The 18322-nt window shown below is 66.5% G+C and carries 18 protein-coding genes; 7 read left to right on the forward strand and 11 right to left on the reverse strand.

The features are described from left to right. Nucleotides 1-3: 3 nt before the first annotated feature. From ABZ942_RS00280 to ABZ942_RS00310, 7 genes are all read left to right on the forward strand, one after another. A complete protein-coding gene (locus tag ABZ942_RS00280; protein ID WP_357377461.1) occupies nt 4-858 on the forward strand; it encodes an ABC transporter permease in 855 nt (284 codons plus the stop codon). Nucleotides 859-867: 9 nt separating this feature from the next. Then, nucleotides 868-1869 (forward strand): MoxR family ATPase, encoded by a 1002-nt coding sequence (locus tag ABZ942_RS00285; RefSeq protein WP_357377463.1) that lies wholly within the window; start codon nt 868-870, stop codon nt 1867-1869. Then, nucleotides 1859-2812, forward strand: coding sequence for a DUF4129 domain-containing protein (locus tag ABZ942_RS00290; protein ID WP_357377465.1), 954 nt, complete (start codon nt 1859-1861; stop codon nt 2810-2812). The genes ABZ942_RS00285 and ABZ942_RS00290 overlap by 11 nt, the downstream gene beginning before the upstream one ends. Beyond that, nucleotides 2812-3303 (forward strand): hypothetical protein, encoded by a 492-nt coding sequence (locus tag ABZ942_RS00295; protein ID WP_357377467.1) that lies wholly within the window; start codon nt 2812-2814, stop codon nt 3301-3303. The genes ABZ942_RS00290 and ABZ942_RS00295 overlap by 1 nt, the downstream gene beginning before the upstream one ends. Beyond that, nucleotides 3300-4571: a DUF58 domain-containing protein gene (locus ABZ942_RS00300; protein WP_357377469.1), complete on the forward strand. Its 1272-nt coding sequence runs from the start codon at nt 3300-3302 to the stop codon at nt 4569-4571. The genes ABZ942_RS00295 and ABZ942_RS00300 overlap by 4 nt, the downstream gene beginning before the upstream one ends. Next, nucleotides 4568-5053: a hypothetical protein gene (locus ABZ942_RS00305; RefSeq protein ID WP_357377471.1), complete on the forward strand. Its 486-nt coding sequence runs from the start codon at nt 4568-4570 to the stop codon at nt 5051-5053. The genes ABZ942_RS00300 and ABZ942_RS00305 overlap by 4 nt, the downstream gene beginning before the upstream one ends. 197 nt (nt 5054-5250) lie before the next feature. After that, nucleotides 5251-5709, forward strand: a complete 459-nt coding sequence (locus ABZ942_RS00310; RefSeq protein WP_357377473.1) for an SRPBCC family protein — start codon at nt 5251-5253, stop codon at nt 5707-5709. Nucleotides 5710-5783: 74 nt separating this feature from the next. Here ABZ942_RS00310 and ABZ942_RS00315 read toward each other — a convergent pair whose 3' ends face one another. From ABZ942_RS00315 to ABZ942_RS00365, 11 genes are all read right to left on the reverse strand, one after another. Continuing rightward, nucleotides 5784-7604, reverse strand: a complete 1821-nt coding sequence (locus ABZ942_RS00315; protein ID WP_357377475.1) for a tryptophan 7-halogenase — start codon at nt 7602-7604, stop codon at nt 5784-5786. After that, the gene (locus tag ABZ942_RS00320; protein ID WP_357377477.1) at nt 7601-8974 is read right to left on the reverse strand and encodes an FAD-binding oxidoreductase; all 1374 of its coding nucleotides are present in this window, start codon (nt 8972-8974) and stop codon (nt 7601-7603) included. Before ABZ942_RS00320 ends, ABZ942_RS00315 begins: the two co-directional genes overlap by 4 nt. A gap of 7 nt (nt 8975-8981) precedes the next feature. Continuing rightward, on the reverse strand, nt 8982-10052 hold the full coding sequence (locus ABZ942_RS00325) for a DUF2156 domain-containing protein (protein WP_357377479.1): 1071 nt from the start codon (nt 10050-10052) through the stop codon (nt 8982-8984). Next, nucleotides 10049-10609, reverse strand: coding sequence for a flavin reductase family protein (locus ABZ942_RS00330; RefSeq protein WP_357377481.1), 561 nt, complete (start codon nt 10607-10609; stop codon nt 10049-10051). The genes ABZ942_RS00325 and ABZ942_RS00330 overlap by 4 nt, the downstream gene beginning before the upstream one ends. Then, entirely contained in the window at nt 10609-11085 is a 477-nt protein-coding gene (locus tag ABZ942_RS00335) for a hypothetical protein (RefSeq protein WP_357377483.1), read from the reverse strand. Before ABZ942_RS00335 ends, ABZ942_RS00330 begins: the two co-directional genes overlap by 1 nt. Before the next feature lie 29 nt (nt 11086-11114). Then, nucleotides 11115-11630 (reverse strand): SRPBCC family protein, encoded by a 516-nt coding sequence (locus ABZ942_RS00340; RefSeq protein ID WP_357377485.1) that lies wholly within the window; start codon nt 11628-11630, stop codon nt 11115-11117. A gap of 13 nt (nt 11631-11643) precedes the next feature. Continuing rightward, entirely contained in the window at nt 11644-12900 is a 1257-nt protein-coding gene (locus ABZ942_RS00345) for an aminotransferase class III-fold pyridoxal phosphate-dependent enzyme (protein ID WP_357377487.1), read from the reverse strand. Nucleotides 12901-12911: 11 nt separating this feature from the next. Further along, on the reverse strand, nt 12912-14048 hold the full coding sequence (locus tag ABZ942_RS00350) for an acyl-CoA dehydrogenase family protein (protein ID WP_357377489.1): 1137 nt from the start codon (nt 14046-14048) through the stop codon (nt 12912-12914). A gap of 11 nt (nt 14049-14059) precedes the next feature. Continuing rightward, complete coding sequence (locus tag ABZ942_RS00355) at nt 14060-15688, reverse strand: aldehyde dehydrogenase (protein ID WP_357377491.1); 1629 nt, start codon at nt 15686-15688, stop codon at nt 14060-14062. A 217-nt stretch (nt 15689-15905) separates the two neighbouring features. Then, nucleotides 15906-17798: a hypothetical protein gene (locus ABZ942_RS00360; RefSeq protein ID WP_357377493.1), complete on the reverse strand. Its 1893-nt coding sequence runs from the start codon at nt 17796-17798 to the stop codon at nt 15906-15908. A 35-nt stretch (nt 17799-17833) separates the two neighbouring features. After that, entirely contained in the window at nt 17834-18322 is a 489-nt protein-coding gene (locus ABZ942_RS00365) for a hypothetical protein (RefSeq protein ID WP_357377495.1), read from the reverse strand.

Raw genomic sequence — 18322 nt, forward strand, 5'->3', positions numbered from 1 at the left:
ATCATGGCTGCTCCCTACACACCCCCGGTGCTGCGGCCCAAGCGTCTTGCCGTGGCGCCCGTCCATGGTCTCGCTCGGGTCGGACACCTCATCCGATTCCTGGTCCAGTCGCTGCTGGCGGTCCCGCTGACGCTGCGGTATTACTCCCGCGAGGTCTGGCGCCTGACGGCCGATGTGACCTGGGGCAACGGCACTTTGGTCGCGGGCGGCGGCACCGTCGGCGTGATGGTCGTGATGTGTGCGTTCGGTGGTATGACGGTGGCCATCGAGGCGTTCAGCAACCTGAACATGCTCGGTATGGGGCAGGTGACGGGATCGATCGCAGCGCTCGGTGGCACCCGGGAGATCGTGCCGATCCTGGCGTCGCAGGCCTTCATCGTGCAGGCGGGTTGCCGGTTCACCGCGCAGCTCGGCGCCATGCGTATCTCGGAGGAGATCGACGCGCTCGAATCCATCGCCGTGCGTCCGCTGCCGTATCTGGTGACCACCCGGATGATCGCCGTCGGTGTGGTCGCGGTGCCGCTGTACCTTGCGGCACTGTCGGTTTCGTATATCGCCACCGAGCTGACGGTGAGCGTGCTGGGTGATGTCACGCACGGCACCTACCGGCACTACTTCGAAATCTTCCTGGTCCCGACAGATCTGTTCTATTCGGTCCTGAAGTTGGTCGTGCTCGTGGTGCTGTCGGTCTCTATCCAGTGCTACTACGGCTTCTTTGCCACCGGCGGGCCGGAGGGTGTCGGTGTCGCGGCGGGCCGGGCGATCAGGATGTCGATCATTGTCACTGTGATCGCGAATCTGCTGATGTCCCTGACGTTCTGGGGCACCGCAGTGGGCACCGCACGGATCTCCGGGTAGCGGGTCGCGATGAACTCCGACGAGATGGCACGATGCGGCGAGCTCGCCCGGCGGGTGCTCGACGAGATGAACCGGGTGGTCGTCGGGAAACCGCAGGCCTTGCGAATGATGCTGGCCGCCATTGTGTCCGGCGGTCATGTGCTCATCGACGATCTACCGGGCCTCGGCAAAACCCTCATTGCCAGATCGTTCGCGGCGGCGCTCGGTCTCGAGGCCAAACGCGTCCAGTTCACCCCGGACCTGCTACCCGCGGATCTCGTGGGTTCGGCGGTATACGCCATGGGGGCAGGCACTTTCGAGTACCGGCCGGGGCCGGTCGTGACGAATCTGCTGATCGCCGACGAGATCAATCGCACCCCGCCGAAAACCCAGGCGGCGCTGCTGGAAGCCATGGCCGAGGGGCAGGTCAGCGTCGACGGTGTCACGCGCGCGCTGCCCGCGCCGTTCATCGTGCTCGCCACCGAGAATCCGATCGAGCACGAAGGAACCTACGCGCTGCCGGAAGCGCAACTGGATCGGTTCGCGATTCGATTGCGCCTGGGCTACCTCAGCGCGGCCGAGGAGAAGACGCTACTGCGTCGCCGATTGGCCGGTACGCACGTCGAGCTCCCGGCTCGCCGCATCCTCGATGCCGAACAGCTGCTGCGGATTCGCGCGGCGGTCGACGGGGTGACGGCCCATGACGACATCCTCGAGTACATCGTGGCGCTGGTCCGGGCGACCCGGAATCATCCGCAGGTGGAGGTCGGGGTGAGTCCGCGCGGGCAGCTGGATTTGCTCCAGCTGTCCCGCGCGCAGGCCTTGGTGCAGGGCCGCGATTTCGTTGTGCCCGAGGACATCAAGTCGCTCGCGACGGCTGCCTTGGCGCACCGGATCACCTTGCGGCCCGAGACGTGGGTGCGCAGGGTTCGAGGCGAGACCATCGTCGAAGAGGTGATCGGCCGTATTCCGGCACCCCGAACCGATCGATCCACCAGGAACGGGAGGGAGGTCGACGAGCTTGTCGGCTGAGCATTCCGTGGCAGGCCGCGCCACAGCACGGTCGGCCTTCGTACTGGTGGCTGTGCTGATCACGGTCGTGAGCCTTGGCGGCTATCTGCCCGACGCCGCCGAGCACAGTGCGACCCAGCAGGCGGCCTCGAAGCAGTCCGTGCTCGCGTTGGGCGTGCTTGCCATGGTCGCCGTCTTCGTCATCGGCGTGTCGGTGCTGTCGTTCGTGCGTCGCACTGCGATCGTCGCCGACCTGCCGCAAGATCGCGAATCCGTTGGGCGCCTGCGGAACCGGATATCCGCGCGGCAGTTGATCATCGTCGCTGCGGTGGTGGTCGGCACGGCCGGGGCAGCTGCCGCGATATACCAACTGGCGCCTCGGACTGTCGCGGATCGGCAGACACAGCAGTCGGCTCCCGCGCAGGCGGACCCGACCCATCAGGGTGAACCAGCGCCGGACCGCCGTACTCCCGCACCAGTCCCGTTGAACGACATGGATTTCCGGTTCTTGGGGATCGCCGCCGGGGTGACCGCGCTGGCATCCGTGGCCGCGATCGGCACCGTCGTCGTGCGCTCCACGCGGCGTCGGTCCGTTCGGACATCTCCTGAGGAAGCGGCATCGGGGATGCGCGCCGCGATCGCTCGCGGCGCCGCGCTGGGGATCGCCGAAACGGCTGACCTGCACCAGGATCCACGCAGCGCCGTGATCGCGTGCTACCGCGTGCTCGAGCAGGAGTTCGCCGCCGTCGCGGGGTTGTCGCCCGCCGCGTCGGACACGCCGTCGGAGGTGCTCGCGCGTGCCGTCGAACTCGGCGTGGTGGACGGCGACACCGCAACCCGGCTGGTCGCGTTGTTCGCCGAGGCGCGATTCAGCGCGCATCGGATGACCGAGCGACATCGCGAGGCGGCGACCTTGCTGTTGTATTCGGTATTGACCGGACTGCGCAGAGAACGGGGGCGGTGATGAAACTCGACCGGGTCCTGATCGCCGCGCTGGTGCTCATCGTCGTCGTGGACTTGGCGAGCCTCGCCGTTGGCCGGCGGGTACTCGGCGTCGCGACGGGCGTCGTCATCGCCGTGCTCGTGCTCGCCGTCGCCGGGATATCGACCGGCATCGATCGGTTGCCTCGGATCGAATCGCGGCCGGAATCGGCTTGGGGCGCGGCGATATCGCGACGGCAGGTGCGTGCCGCGCTACTGCTCGAGCACGTCGACGGTTCCCGGGGCGAGTGGGACCGCTACATCAGACCGCTGCTGGCCCGGGAATTCCAGCTGTCGGTCGGGTATCGCGTCGGTGTCGGCAGCACCGCACTGCGTGAGATGGGACGGGCCCTTTTCGGACCCGACCTGTGGCACTGGGTCGATCCGGCCGCAGCCGCGGTGAGCGCGCAGGGCGAACCGGGCCCCGGCCGCGAGACCTTCGTCCAGATCATCGATCGAATGGACCGGCTGTGACGGCGCCGACGTGGCGGCGGTCTCCCTCGGCGGATTCGTGGTGTCATCCGGCACCGCTGGCCATTTCACTCACGATCTGCGCGGGACTCGTGGTGGCGCTGGCGGTCTTGCTGGGCTGTCCGCAGCTGGTGGTGTTCGCGGCGCCGATGATCGGGCTGGTGTCGGTCGGCTGGCGCGCACCGGCGGCGTCCACCCGAGTCGTGACAGCGTCGGCCGCACCGACCCGTTGCTGTTTCGAGGCCGAAAGCATCGATGTGCGTGTCGATTTCGACATCCCGCCGGATGCGCGCGGGGCGCTCACCGTGCAGGTCGTGCCGGTAGCCGGACTGTCGACCGAGATCCGCACGCGGACAGCGGGATCGGTGACCATCGGGGTCACTGCCGAGCGGTGGGGACTGTATTCGATTCCGGTGCAGGTGAGTACGGTGACCTGCGGCGGGCTCGCCGTCGTGCACTCGCGCAGCCACCCCGTCCGGCTGCTGGTGTATCCGCTCGTGGCGGCGGACAGCGTGCTGGTGCCGGGTGTGTCGTCGCGGCTGCGGGTCGGTCAGCACCGTTCCCGCGTCCTCGGACCGGGCCTGGAATTCGCCGGGATTCGTGCGTTCACGCCCGGCGATGAACTGCGGACGGTGAATTGGCGGGCCACGGCCCGTCGCGGCAGCCTGCAGGCCACCGAACGGTATCTCGAGCTCGCCAACGACATCGTCGTCGTGTTCGACGAGACGCTGCACACGATCGGATCCGCGGCCGAACCGCTGGACCGTGCGGTGCGCGGGGCCGCCGAGCTGACCTGGTCGGCCTTGCGGGCCGGCGACCGGGTCGGGCTGGTGCGCATCGGCGAGCGGGCCGGGTGGTACCCCACCCGCGGCGGTCGCCAGCAGTTCTACGGCATCGTCGCGGCGCTGCTCGATCCGGACAACGGCCCGGCGACCCGGTTCACCGGCACCGTCGCGCCACCGGCCGCCATCCCCGCCGGGGCGACCGTCGTCGCCCTCTCGGCCATGCTGGACAGCGGATTCGGGCTCTCGCTCATCGAACTGAGCAAGCGCGGACACCGAGTGCTGGTGGTGGACGTCATGCCGGAGTCCTTGTTCGCCGCGGACCAGGATCCGCTCATCGAGCGACTGTGGGCTTTCGAACGCGCGGGGATGTATCGAGACATGGGCATCGCGGGTGTCGAAGTCCTCGGCTGGGGCGGCGCCGAGCGCATCTCGGAGGTCATCGGTATCGCGTTGCGGCGCTCCGACTTTCGATGGAGGGCACAGTGAAGCCCGCCGATGTCGTTGCGTTGCCGGGCGGCATCCTGCTGGCCGGCGTCATTGCGGCGCACACCTCCCCGCTCGGTGTCGGACTATCCGGTGTGGTGGCCGCGCTCGCAGTGGCGGGCCTGCGGAGCCGCCGCTGCGCGGGTGCGGCGGTGCTGGTGGCCTGCGTCGCACTTGCCCTGCTACCTGCCGATGTCTGGTCGGCGCTGGTCGGCGGTCTCGCTGCGACGGCATACCTGGTCGGCACACACACCGAGTGGACCCACGCCTCGGCTCGTGAGCTGGGGGCGGGTGCGGTGGGGGCCGTGCTGTTCGGTGTCGCGGCCGCACTCGCAGGCACGGTCGGCACACATCTGGCCTGGGCGCCGGCCGTCGCGCCGATCGCGGCACTGGTCGTTGCCGTACTGCCGCTGCGCATCGTCAGGGCGGTTGTGCTCACGCCGAAATACGGTGGCGAACTCGGACCGTCCACTGGCGTCGAATAGTTGCTGTGCACGCAGTCTGTCCGGCGCTGAAATTCGGCTGAAATCGCCTGACCCGATATTCATCGACACGTCAGCGGGCAGACGCGATAATTGTCGGCGGAAGGACTCGTCGATATCGGAGACGGCCTGTTCCAGATGGCTATCGATAAGGGTGGCGAACTCGGATCACCGGATTCGAGGCTCGACGGGTAGGTGCGATGATCACTGTACATATCGACAAGGAATGTGCTGCCCCGGTCGACCACGCATTTCGATACGTCGCCGATTATCGTCACACTGTTCGATATCTGTACGGCCTGTCGAAGTTCGAGCCGGTGACGGAGCTCGATCGCGGTCTCGGCGCGACGTTCGACGGCAAGCTCCGGCTCGGTCCGGTGGCGATGAGTTCGCGCATGAAGATTGTCGACTGGGCCGAGCCCGCGGTGCTGCGCTGGAAATCCATCCGTGGCGTGGATACCTGCTTCACCTTCCGGTTTTCCGCGCTGGAACAGCGGCGTAGCCGGGTCGAGCTGTCGATCGAGACCAATCTTTTCGGCCTAGCGGGGAGCGCGATGGCGAAGGCGATTGCGCCGCTGGTCGATTCGGCCGCCGAGCAGACCGGAACCAAGCTGGCCGAACAGATCGCCGCCTACTACACGGCGCAGCAGAACGCATAGCCCTCGCGAAATAGTCAGTGCGACAACGTAGTCGCGAAACCGGTCGGCCGGGCCTTGGCCCGGCCGACCGACTGTCATCGGGCGTCGGCCACCGATGCTGTCTCGTTCGGTGTTTCCGACGCCGCCGGGAGCGTGCGCCGTCCGCCACCGACTTTGCGCCAGTCCCGATTGCCGGTCAACAGCAGATCGCGGGTCGCGTGAAAGGCCATCGCCGCGCCCTTCTGCAATTCTTCCCGGTAGAAGGTGCCGGTCCGGCTCAACATCTCGGTCAATCCGTGCTCTAGATACTGGCCGCGCACGAACTCGGGACTGCGGAACTTGCCCCACGCCAGCACCCGGATCATCGGGACCAGCGCGAGCGAGGTCGCCGGTGACCGTTCGGTCGAATCGGTCTGCTTCCAGCTGGACGGCACCAGACCGCTCTGCTTCAGCGCCGTGTAGATGCGCTCGCATGCCTGGTCGACGGTGATCTCCTTGTCACGATATTCCTGCATCGCGAGGCAGGCCTTGCCGAACAGGTCGGCACAATACGGATTGTCCTGTGCCTGCACGCCGCGATAGGGTGCCTCTTCCAATTTGGCGAATACCGCAGGGTCCTTGGTTCGGTCGAAGGCGAACATCGCCTCCATCATCCCGTTGCTGCCGTACAGGGTCATGATCGTCCACACCCGGAACCAGGCGTTCCACAGTTCGAAATTGTCGAATGCGGTGTAGCTGTAGCCGACCAGCTTGTCGTAGTAGGCGAAACTGTTCTTCACCCATGTTTCGAGGTATTCGAATCGCTCGGGCGCGAAATCATCGGTGCGCACCGCGTCGATGAGGCGATGCGCCAGGGCGTTGACGCCCATTGCCGTGATCGACAGGCCGCTGGAGGTCAGCGGGTCGATGAAGTCGGAGGCGTGCGGCAGCAAACACCAGCGATCGCCGACTACCTTGCGGGACTGGAATTGGACGCGGCCCGTGCGGATGACCGGTCGCACCGCCTGTGCGTTGCGCATCTGCCGGGCGAAGGTCGGGAACCTGTTGACGTGAGCCCAGAATTCCTCCTCCGGCGACTCGTCCTCGTGCACCGGGTACCGGTCCAGATCCAACGAGATACCGACACTGCACAGGCGATTGGTGGAATGCGGGTGGTTGTCGAACGGGATCACCCATACCCAGCCGCCTTCGAACAGGTGATGCAGCGTGCCCTGCGAAAGCGCCTGCGGCATCTTGTGTTCGCTGCTCGGCGGCGCCACCCGGTCGAACGGCTCGACACCGACGAAATGACTGAAGATCGTCCGGCTCCGCGTCTGATACGTGGGTGGATCGACCCGCAGGTCCAGTTGCTTCCCGAGCAGGCTGTTCATCCCGCCCGCGTCGATGACGTACCTGACCCGGAACTCGCCCCGGTCCGCCGCCGTGAGAGTTGCTCCGTCGCTGTCGAATTCGACTCCGGTCACGAAGGTGTGGTTGAACCCGTCGGCCCCGTAGGACAGTGCCAGCTGATAGGCCCAGGCGTCGATATCCTGACGGAAGTAGTGCACATCCGGGCCGAGGGGTGCGCTCAAGGCCGGGAACTGGGTGCATTCGGTGGCCCGGAACGCTTCACCCTCGCGGTGGTAGACGAAGCTGAAATTGCGCTTGACCCCGCACGAGGTGGTGATCTTGCGACGGACCGAACCGTAGGCGGCCATATCCCCGATCTCGGGCACGTCGTAGCGGTCGGCCAGAATGCGAAGGCCCAGTGTGGTTTCCGGCACGGTCGACTCGCCGATCGCGAAGCGGGGATGGCCGCTCCCCTCGAACAGCACGACCCGCACGCCGTGCCGGGCGAGGATGGTCGCCAGGATGGAGCCGCCGATGCCGCCGCCGACGATCGCCACGTCGTATCGACGAGACTCTGTGTTGCTCATGGATTTTCATCTCCTTGTGTCGATGCGGCCGGGACCGCGGTCTTGGGTGTCGAAGAGTCGCCGGACCGGCGACGGCCGAGCGACCGGGCCGCCCCGCGCTCGAGTCGGGAGAGATATGCGTCGAGGAGGCCCAGTACCGGTCGGACCGACGGCAGCGTCCGCGCGCGACCTCGCGGTATCGGAAACGCGTGATCTATTGTGCTGCCGACTTTTTCGCTGTCGAGCAGGTAGTCGGCAAGGAGCGTGCCCGCGTAGGTCGATGCCGCGACACCGTGGCCGCGCCAGCCGCCCGCCACCAGCGTGCCGTTGCGCTGCACGCCGATCACCGGCAGTGCGTCGAGCGTCATGCCGATCGGTCCGGACCAGGCGTAGGCCAGCGGAATGTCCTTCAGGCTCGGGTGCAGCAGGCCGGCCGCGGCCTGCAGGTAGGTCGGATCGAGCGGGGCGGAGTCGGCCGCGCCGCGGCGCACACAGCCGCCGCCGATGATCAATCGGTCATCGGTTGTCAGTCGGTAATACGGTGCCAGCTCGCCCATTTCGATCAGTGGTTGGTGCCTGAGCCAGTCGAGGTCGGCGAGTTGGCGTGGGGTGAGTGGAACGGTCGCGGCGGCCTGCACCCGCATGCCGATCACGCCGGTGCGAAACGCGGCGCCCGCGCTCGTGCCGTTCACGGCGAGAACCACTCGGTCGGCGACGATCTCACCGGTATCGGTGACGAGCCGGGTGCCGCGGTCGACGCGTCGGACGGCACATTTTTCATAGATCGTGGCACCGAGCCGCTCGGCGGTAGTGGCCAACTGCCTGGTGAATGCGGCGGGATCGAGGGTCGCGGTCGGTGCGTAGCGCAGGCCGCCGAGGCAGCGCCCCGCCTGGTCCGGCACCGAGTCCGCGGCCACGGCGGTGAGGTCGATCCCGAGCGCGGCGGCGGCCTCGAGCTCACGTGCCACGGTGACCATCGAGTGCCGGTCGCGCGCCACCATCAGTTGACTGCCAGGAGTCAATCCGCAGTCGATGCGGTGACGGGCACACACCGCGAGGACGTGGTCGACCGCGCGTTCGGACCACCGGTACAGCGCACGGGCGGTGTCGTCGCCGTATCGCTTGCGCGCCGACGGCAGCGGCGGACCGACGCGCGGACCGACCAGCCCGGTACCTCGGCCGCTCGCCCCGCCGGCCACCCGATCCGCCTCGAGGACTACGACGTCGTGCTCGCGATCCTGCTCGGCCAGCCGCAGCGCGATGGACAGGCCGGTCAGTCCCGCACCGACAATGGCGGTGTGGCAGCGGCGAATTCCGCTCGCCGGAGCGCGGTGCCCGGCCGACTCCGGCGCCTGCCATACCGGAATGCCGTATCCGTGCGCGTCGGACATCTCACCCTCACAGCGCGTTGGTGACCCGGGCCAGTGACCACACGTCGCGCACGCGGGGGCCACCGGGAAAAGCGATGTACTCGGGGGTGATGACGTGCGGTCGCCACTTGAGTTTGAACGCCAGCTGCGATTCGGCCGGATACAGCGCGGCACCGTGCTTACGGGCGAGCTCGATCGCCTTGGTCACCGCTGCGCTCGAGCCGCCGTCGACCGCGTGCGCCGGATCGATGCCGACGAACGGCGTGAGGCCGAGGTGCACCCAGCCCGCGCCCTCGTCCCGAAACTGTTGCGCGGCTTCGGCAAAGATATGGTCGGCGGCCCCGGGCGGCGCGCCGGGCAATCGCCGTTCCAGATCGCCGAGCCAACCGCTCTGCGCGCCGAAAACGGGGGAGTACGTCTGATATGCGATCGGTTGGCCGTCCTGCTCGGCGACGAACACGCGACGGTGTTCCTGGAACACGCCGCCGCGCTCGCCGATCAGGAAGCGCAGCTCCTTCGCGTGCCAGCCCTTGCTGCGCAGCCACGCGGCGTCCATCTCCGCGAGTCGATCGATGAACTCCGGCTGCGCCTGACGTTCCGGATTCGCCTCCGAGACCGTGATGCCCTCGCGGCGCGACCGGGCGATCATGTTGCGAATGCTGTGCCATTTACGACCGGTCATGCTGAACTGCGACAGATCGATGCTGTACGAGCAGCCGAACTGATTGACGATGTAGCCGTTGCGTGCGGCCCGCTCGGCGTCCGCCCGCAGTAACTGCACCCCGATGATCCGCCGCCGCTGGCGCGCTGCCGCCGCGGCGAAGGACTGTTCGAGGAGTTCGCACTCCTCGGGTGCGGCGATCGGGCCCGCGAACTGCACCCAGTAGCGGCGGCCGTGCGGGCGGTACACGATCATGCCGGACGAGCCGTCGACGGTGAAGTATTCATTCCCGGAGTTGAGTGCCAGAAAGCCGGACGAGTGTTGGCCGAAGGATCGCAGGGTGGCCAGCGCGTCGCCCGGTGCCTTGGTTGCCGAGACCACCGGTTTCCCGTTGGCCGCCGGCCGGCCTGAGTCGCGCTGTGCCGATGTCGTTTTCATGTTCCGTTCCACAGTTCGTTCCACCGTTCGTCGTGCGGGTCAGCGGTCGAATCGACCGCGCGATAGCCGCGCAGCCGACCGAAACTCCGGTTGTGCCAGATCAAGGGATGCCCGTCCGCGACACCGACCGCCGCCACCTCACCGACGATCAGCACGTGATCGCCGTAGCGCCGCGCGTCGGTGAGGAAGCAGACCGCCCAGGCCAGCGTGTCGCGGAGCATGGGGACGCCGAAGACGTAGTGATGGTCGTGGCCGCGGAACCGAGGGCCGGTCGGGGACGCGAAGTCTTCGGCCAGATCTTGTTGCTGCTCGGCGAGCAGGTGGATGCCGAAGGCGCGGCGCTGCTCGATCGCCGCGAGGGTGTAGGAGCCGACCGTGAGCCCGGCCAGCAGCAGTGGCGGGTGCATCGACAGCGAGGTGACGGTCGATGCGGTCAATCCGACCGGCCCGGTGGCCGCTTCGGCGGACAGGATGGTCACCCCGCCCGCCAGCTTGCGATACAGCTGCAAGCAGCGTTCCGGCGCCGGCGTCGAATTGTGGTCGGCCTGCACGAGCATCAGACGCCCTCCATCGCCTGCCTGCTCGGCACGAACTGGGTGGCCAGCCGCTCTTCGAACTCGGCGAAGGCGGGCAGTTTCTTCGGCTCGAAGGGAACCTGGAAAGATTTCATGAAATTCCCGAACAGGGCACGGTCGCCGCACAGGTGGATCGGAATGACGAGTAGCGCCCATTCCCATCCGTAGACGAGCGCCCAGACCCCGACCACGGCCGACTGTGTGATGGCACTGTGCATCGTGTTGTACAGCACGTAATAGACCTTGGGAATGTCACCGGTTTTGGAGCGCAGATGCGCGATCATGCCGGGGATATATCCGAACAGATCTATGTAGAAGAACAGGATGATTGCGGGAATCCAGCGTACTTCGCCGATATGGTCGACGAACAGCCACAGCGACGCGATCAGCCCGATGCCGAATTCGAGGCGAAGCAACCGATAGGTGGTTATGCTCTGGAAACGATTGTGATGGTCCATGGCAATGTCCTTGGTATCGTGATCCGATATCAGCGGATAAGCGCGCTGTCCGAGCCTTCGGAGAGTGCGATCTTGCGTGCCACCGCCGCTTCGGTGGCCGGATCCCCGATCACGACAACCCCGCCGAGCAGGCGATATACGATTGTCGAGATGTGTTCCTTGAATACTCGCGTTGCGATCGGATCGAGGATCCCGGTCAGGCTCGGAATCCCGAAATCGAAGGTCGCCTCGAATTGCACGTAACACCCGAGCCCGGCCTCGTTGACGGCCCACGAGCCGCGGAAGATGTGAAAGTCGCCCGATATCTGCTCGAAGAGGATCCGCCGCCGCTCCGGCTGTAGGTAGTCGATTTCCGACCAGCACAGCGGACCGTTCCGGAAGTAGACCTCCCAATCGCTGACCAGGTGCCCGTCGTCCCGGGTCCGGACGGTGACATTGCGTATGTCGTCGACCATCTCGGGATAGCGTTCGAATTTGCTTATCTTGGTGAACGCTTCGTCGGCCGAAACGGCATCCGAGCGTAGCTCGATTTGTAGGCTTCTCATGTACCAACCCCTTCTATCCACTGCCCTGCGCTGTTGCCCGCACGGCGGCCTCGAATCGCTCGAGGAAGAATTCGACGTCGCTGTCACTCAATACGGCCGGTGGCGTGAGACGCAGGACGTAATCGGAGTTCAAGGAGATGTTCGCGACGATGTTGTTCTTCACCAGATCCATGAGCAGCTCACCGGCGACACCGGGATCGGCGATATCCACCGCGATGAGCAGTCCGGCACCGCGGACCTGGCAATTCCGATCGGACAGGTGACTGCCGATGATCTTCTCGGTCTCGTGCAGCAGCAGCTCGCCGAGGGCCGCCGCCCGCTCGACCAGCCCGTCCTCCTTGATCGCGCGGATGGCGCCGCAGACCGCCGCCATGGTGATCGGGGCGCCGGAGAAGGTCGAGGTGTGCAGCAGCGGATCGCGATCGAGGATCTCGAAGATCTCGTTCGTCGTCACGGCCGCCGCGACCGGCATGACACCACCGCCGAGTCCCTTGCCGGACAACAGAATGTCCGGACGGATGTCCTCCCGGTCGGCTCCCCACCAGCTCCCGAGCCGGCCGAGACCGGTCTGCACCTCGTCGAGCACGAGCAGCGCGCCGTACTCCTGGCACAGCGATTGGACCGAACGCAGGTACCCGGGCGGCGGCAGCACGACGCCGGCCTCGGCCTGCACCGGTTCCACGATCACGCAGGCCTCGTCGGGATGCTGTTCGAGTAGCGCGGCCAGCGCCGCGGAGTCGCCGAACGGGACGTGCGCGACATCGGGCAGCAGCGGCCGGAACGGATCCTGGAACACCGACCGCGCGGTGACCGAGAGCGCGCCCATCGTCTTGCCGTGGTAGCCGCCGACCATCGAGATCAGGAACGGGCGCCCGTTCAAGCGCGCCAACTTGATCGCCGCCTCCACGGCTTCGGCGCCCGAGCAGCAGAAGTGCACGCGATCGAGGCCCGCCGGCGTGACCGAGGTCAGCATCTCGGCGGCTCTGGCCAGCGCGGGCTCCAAGAACATCCGGGTGCTGATCGGATGGGTGTGCAATTGCCGTTCGATTTCGGCGACCACGGTCGGGTGCCTGGCCCCGGCGAGAAACACACCGTACCCGCCGAAATTCAGGAATCGCTGTCCGTCACTGGTGGTGATCCACGCCCCGTTCGATTCCACCTCGACGTAGCCGCCGAACATATCCGCCAGCCGGGCCCGACCACTGCTGAGGTTCGTGCGGAACGTTCTCGCTATCTGCTGATAATCCGGTGCGATCTGTGCGTTTGTCATGTCCTAGGCCTTCATTTGATCCGGAACACGTCGCCGGCCAGACTGGCCGCGAGCGCGTCATGACTGGATATTCGGGAGGGCGGGTGGAAACGCAGGCATTGGCAGGCTGCCGCGAGGTAGGCGATATCCGGCGAGGAGATGAACGAAATCCCACCGAGAGCCGCGACCGCTTGATTCGCGGCATCGATGATGGCGTCCTCGGCGCCGTACCTGGCGATGGTCGCTGTGGCCAGGGCGGCATTGTCGATATCGGCCGCGGTCAGCAGCTGACCGATACTTTCCAACAACAACGCCGCGGATTCGAGGCGGATCCCCAGCTCGGCGGCGCGTTCCCGGCCGAGGGTCGGTTTGGCGAAGGCGCGATCCACGAGCGCGGATGCCATGCCCAGATAGCACGAGGCGATGATCATCTCGAACCAGACGAAGCCCACCGTCTGCAGCTCATCCAGGTCGCCCTCGCTGCCGGTGGTGGCGGGCATGATCAGCTTCTCGTCCACGAAGACGTCGGTCAGGCGAACCTCGTCGCTCTCCGCGCCGGCGAGGATGTTGCTGCCCCAGAACGGGTGGATCGAGATGCCCTGTTCACCGGCCGGGAGGAGTAGCACCACACTTTCTCGATTGCCGTCTTCGTCGACGACGGCCGCGCTGGCCGACAGCAGATCCATCGATCTCGACAGGCTGCACGGCCGTTTCGATCCGTTGACGACCACGCCACCCTCGACGCGCCGACCCGTCATGGTCGGAGTCAGAATGCCTTGTCCTGGATTGCCTTCCGCGAATGCCGAGGCGATCAGCAGGTTCTGCTCGGCGACGCCTTCCAGCAGCGCCCACTCCAGCCCGCTGGACCGCAGGCTCTCCGCCAGTGCGAAGAGTGTCGCGACCGAGAAATGGTGCATCGCGGTGGCAACCGCCAGCGAGGGTGCCCGGGCGCCGAGCGACCGGATGACGTGCACCGCGTCGATCGGACTCACGCCGAGCCCGCTGTATTCCTTGGGGATCAGCAGTGCCGGTCCACCGTGCTTGCGGAACAGTTCGAGCGCGGGGCTGCCCGGCCGTTCCAGGTCCGGCAGCGCGATGGCGGACAATTCGTCGAGCAGACCGGGCAGATGAGCGTCGCATATCGCGTCCGCATATTCGAGGCTACGCATGATATTCGCTCCTACCGGTATTTCGGCGGCGTCCGGCCGTCCAGCACGACGACGCCCTGCAGGTGGGTGGTGCGTAACAGGGGGTAATTCGCCTCGCCGGATACGCCGCCGGTGAGTCCGGTTCCGCCGTGCGTCGGCAGCGCCGAGGCGAAGGCGATATGCGAGTCGTTGATCTTCAGCAGCCCGCCGTTCACGATGTGCGCGAGCAGATAGTCGACAACGTCGGTGTCGGTCGCCCACACCGAATTGCGCAGTCCATAGAGATTGGAATTGACGAAATCGATGAGCGTATCGAGCAGTGTGTCGTCATCCATGGGTTCGGGCACGACGACCGGTAGCAACGGAAAGAACGTCTCGTGCCGCACCGCGTCGAGCTCGCGTGACTTCGCGAGCCCGTCCACGCGGATGATCGTCGGCTCCAGGAAGAAGCCCGCCGAATCCCGTGTTCCGTCGAGTGCCAAACCGTGCCCGCCGGTCACCACGGTCGCGCCCTTCGCGGTCGCGTCGCGCAGACAGGCGTAGAACCCGTCGTTGCGCAACACCGGCGACAACAGCACGCCCTCCTCGTCCGGATAGCCGGTCCGCAGGTTCTGCGCCGCCGCCGTCAAATGCTCGAGCAAGGTGTCGGCGACCGCCGGATGGACAATGACTTGGTTGGGGATCATGCACAGTTGTCCGGAGCCGTAGAAGCTTTCGATCAACGCCTGCGCCGCGTATTCCAGATTCGCGTCTTTCCAGACGATGACGGCATCGTTGCCCGCGAGTTCGAGAATCGGCTTCTTGCGCGCCTCCACACACCGCCGCTCGAATTCCAACCCGTTCTTGGAGCTGCCGAAGTACATGATGTCGTCGACATGCGGACTGTCCAGCCAGGCGTCGAGCAGCGGCTCGGGATTACCGCAGACCGCGCTCAGGATGCCCGCCGGTGCGCCGACGGCCGCCAGGCTCGGGCCCATCAGCTCGTTCACCGCATACATGACACCCAGCGGGTTCGTCCGGGGCGCCCGGATCACCAGGGCGTTGCCTGCGGCGAGGCTGAGCATGGCCATCAACGCGCTTGCGGTCGGCGCGTTCGCGGGTGGGTTCAGACACACGACACCGTCCGGCTGCCGGCGGATGATGTGCCGACGGCCGTCGAGAGTGAACTCGCGCCACAGCTGTTCGCGGAAGTACTGGCGCGATCCCGGGTCGGTCACCGAGAACATCCCGGTGAGTTCCCACCGGGCCAGTTCGCGCGGATGGCCCTCCAGCGTCAGCAGGTATTCGAGCTCTTCGGCGTTCTCCACGAAGCTCGTGTACATCAGCTCCAGAAAGTCGTCGACCCGGACCGAGATCGGGGCTGTCCGCCACTCGCGCGCCGCCGCCGCGGCATGGGTCAACGCGGCCGAAATGTTTTCCGCGTCCGCGACCGCGACGCGGCCGGGGACGATATCCGTGTCCAGATCGGGCAGCGACAATTCGCCACTGTCCAACCGGCGTTTCAAGGTGAGACTGGCAAAAGAATCGTCGAGCATCGGACGCGCGGCGAGCACGTGGACCCACTGGCCGCTCTCGATGTTTTTACCGGCGATGTAGCTGCCGTACGAGTACATTTTGGTCGATGGCGATTCGATGGCGTTTGCGAGCGCATCGGTTGTCATAAAACCCCCAAGAGCTGAAGTGCTTGCGGCACAGCGTGATCGGCCGACGCGGTGCCGGATTGCAGATGATCATGCTGCCGAGATCCAGTCTCGAACATGCGCGTGAAAGAGCCCTGAAACTGCGCCGCGCCTGTTTCGGCGCGATTTCACTCGTCTGTTGGCAGTGGTCTCGATCGCAGGTCAGCGGCGTGTCGTCCCCCATTCGTCACCGTGAAAGCTAGGCCGGTTCACCGGCTCGGGAACCGGCTCTCGCGGCCCACAGGTACACGGCAATCGCGCACCCACCGCAGGCGAGTAGCACGATCACCGGCAGCAGCAGCGTGCTGCTCGTACCCGCGGCACCGGCGGAGTCGAGCCCGGTCAGCACATAGCTGCCGGGGAGCAGGCGCAGCCCGGGCGCGGTGTCGCGGTGGCTGCCGATGTCCAGGGTTGTCGCCGCGGCGATGGTCGTGAGCAGGCCGGCGAGGCCGAGACGGCCGAACAGTCGAAGCACTGCCGCCGACATCGTGACCGCCGCGAAGACGGCGACCACAGCGCAGCCGTACAGCATCAGGGTGTGCCGGTGCTCGACGTAATGACTGGGGATAACGGCCAGTCCGAGCGAAAGCACGACCGCGAGCGCCCACGACGCGGTCCCGGCCCGGCGTGGCAACCAGCCACGGCTCGTCAGCCGATCCGCTGTCACCGCCTGGAGCAGTGCTATCACCAGGGCGCCGAGCAGCAGAGTTACCGTCGCCCGCAACAGATCCGCGCTCGGCTGCCTGCTGTCGACGGCCGAGGCGGCAATGTTGTTCTGGCTGAGCCGATTTGCCGTGGCGGCCGAGGTATCGGGCAGCCCGTTGACGCCGCTGTTGAGCGACACCACCAGCTGGGTGGTCGCGGCCTTGAGCTGTTCGAGCTGGCCACGGATCTGGCCCTCCATGGTCGGCATCAGCTGCTTGGCGTCGTTCAGCTGCGCCATGACCTGATTGATCGTCGAGTCGCCCTGGGCCAGGAAGGCGCGGATGTCGGTCAGGCGCCCGACGGCCAGGTCGAGCACGTCGACGAGTTGGGTCTGCGCGTCGACCGGCCTGCCGAGCAACCCGGACAGATCGCGTAATTGACTGTCCAGCAACTGAGTTCCGACCTGCAGGCTGTCGATGCGCGCCGAGGTCTGCGGATCGTCGAGGCCGCTGACCATCGTCAGCAGGCCGGTCAACTGATCACCGACGCGTTGACCGTCCGGCAGACCGCTGGCCCGAAGGACATCCGCGATCGGCCACAGCGCATTGTTCAGCTCCGCCCGCACCGCCGCCGTGTCCCGCAGCATGGTGTCGACCGAGGCCAACCCGGCGTGCATGGTGCCGACGCCGTGCTGCAGATCGCCGAGGGTGAGTGTCACGCCGCGCATGCTATCGGCGAAAGTGGTTAGCTTGCCGGACAATTCGTCGATAATGGCAGTGTATTGCCGAAGGGCGGTGATCAGGCTCTGTGCCTGATCGATGAGCGGATCAGTCTGTCCGAGAAGTTGTTTCACACTGTTGAGCACGTCGTTGACGGTGCCGTCGGCGTTCGCGGCGGCCGCCTTGAGCCCGGCTGCGGTGAGCGCGGCAACGTTGAGGTTGGTCCGCGATTGCGACACCGAGACCAGCAGTCCCTCGATGCCGACGCGGACCGCGGTGCCGGACACCGCACGCTCGAGCCGAGCGTAATCCGGATCCGTCGGATTCCCGCTCGGCACCACCTGCACCTGCCCGCCCGCCGGTGCACCGGCGGCCGGACGTCCGCTCGATCCGGCCGGCCGGGCGCTGTTGGTCGTGAACGTGTCCGGGATGGTGACGACCGCGAAGACCGAGCGATCCGACAGTCGCCGCGCGGCCTCGGTCGCGGTGACGACCTGCCAGTCGAAGCCCGGGGTAGCGGTCAGCGCGGTGGTCAAGGTGCCACTTGCCGCAGCCGGCGCCGCGGTGGACTGCCGGACGATCGCGACGCGGTGCCCGCCGTCGGGCGCGGTCGAATCGGGGACGAAGCTCGCCGCGATCGCGCCACCGAGCAGCGGCAGCAGCAGGACAGCCAGCAGCACCAGGCGTACTCGGAGTCGGACAGGTCGACGGGCGTCGGATGCGGGCATCGGTCGAGAACCTCTCGATTGGTCGCGGCGTCCGATCAGCAGATCGGCGAGGTCTGCTGGAGACTGGCGGCGAGCCCGCAGGCCCACACGCGTTCCAGCTTCCATTTGCCGTCCTCGGCGACGAGCGGGACCTGGCTGTCGTTGGGCTGACCGTAGAAGTTGAGCGTGGCGTCGGCGTTGGCCGTGCCATTGCAGTAGTCGGTGACACCTTTGATCGCGACCGCGAAGTTCGCCTTGTTCAGCGCCGGGATCATCCGATTGAACAGATCCGGATCGCCTGCCGCGCCTTGCATCAGGTCGAATTTGTCCGTCGCGGGGATGTTCGGATCGAGCCCGCGCTGCAACAGGGTGTTGAGCAGATCGACGGTGGGGGTCGGCGGATACTTTCCCTGCTGAGTGCAGTCGGCCGGCGCCGCCGCGGTGGTTTCTGCCGCGGACTGATGATCGTCGTGTTGGCTGGAGCAGCCTGCCAGCAGCGCCGCGACGAGAGCTGGGAAAAGGAATACCGTGATAGGTCGCCTCAT

The organism is Nocardia sp. NPDC046473 (genome assembly GCF_040645995.1).
Classification (GTDB): domain Bacteria; phylum Actinomycetota; class Actinomycetes; order Mycobacteriales; family Mycobacteriaceae; genus Nocardia.

Bases quoted from the DNA above. Each gene is read 5' to 3' on its own strand.
- ABZ942_RS00310 (WP_357377473.1), top strand. From the start codon at position 5,251: ATGATCACTGTACATATCGACAAGGAATGTGCTGCCCCGGTCGACCAC.
- ABZ942_RS00315 (WP_357377475.1), bottom strand. From the start codon at position 7,604: ATGAGCAACACAGAGTCTCGTCGATACGACGTGGCGATCGTCGGCGGC.
- ABZ942_RS00350 (WP_357377489.1), bottom strand. From the start codon at position 14,048: ATGCGTAGCCTCGAATATGCGGACGCGATATGCGACGCTCATCTGCCC.
- ABZ942_RS00345 (WP_357377487.1), bottom strand. From the start codon at position 12,900: ATGACAAACGCACAGATCGCACCGGATTATCAGCAGATAGCGAGAACG.
- ABZ942_RS00280 (WP_357377461.1), top strand. From the start codon at position 4: ATGGCTGCTCCCTACACACCCCCGGTGCTGCGGCCCAAGCGTCTTGCC.
- ABZ942_RS00365 (WP_357377495.1), bottom strand. From the start codon at position 18,322: ATGAGGCGACCTATCACGGTATTCCTTTTCCCAGCTCTCGTCGCGGCG.
- ABZ942_RS00330 (WP_357377481.1), bottom strand. From the start codon at position 10,609: ATGCTCGTGCAGGCCGACCACAATTCGACGCCGGCGCCGGAACGCTGC.
- ABZ942_RS00325 (WP_357377479.1), bottom strand. From the start codon at position 10,052: ATGAAAACGACATCGGCACAGCGCGACTCAGGCCGGCCGGCGGCCAAC.
- ABZ942_RS00340 (WP_357377485.1), bottom strand. From the start codon at position 11,630: ATGAGAAGCCTACAAATCGAGCTACGCTCGGATGCCGTTTCGGCCGAC.
- ABZ942_RS00320 (WP_357377477.1), bottom strand. From the start codon at position 8,974: ATGTCCGACGCGCACGGATACGGCATTCCGGTATGGCAGGCGCCGGAG.
- ABZ942_RS00335 (WP_357377483.1), bottom strand. From the start codon at position 11,085: ATGGACCATCACAATCGTTTCCAGAGCATAACCACCTATCGGTTGCTT.
- ABZ942_RS00295 (WP_357377467.1), top strand. From the start codon at position 2,812: ATGAAACTCGACCGGGTCCTGATCGCCGCGCTGGTGCTCATCGTCGTC.
- ABZ942_RS00355 (WP_357377491.1), bottom strand. From the start codon at position 15,688: ATGACAACCGATGCGCTCGCAAACGCCATCGAATCGCCATCGACCAAA.
- ABZ942_RS00360 (WP_357377493.1), bottom strand. From the start codon at position 17,798: ATGCCCGCATCCGACGCCCGTCGACCTGTCCGACTCCGAGTACGCCTG.
- ABZ942_RS00285 (WP_357377463.1), top strand. From the start codon at position 868: ATGAACTCCGACGAGATGGCACGATGCGGCGAGCTCGCCCGGCGGGTG.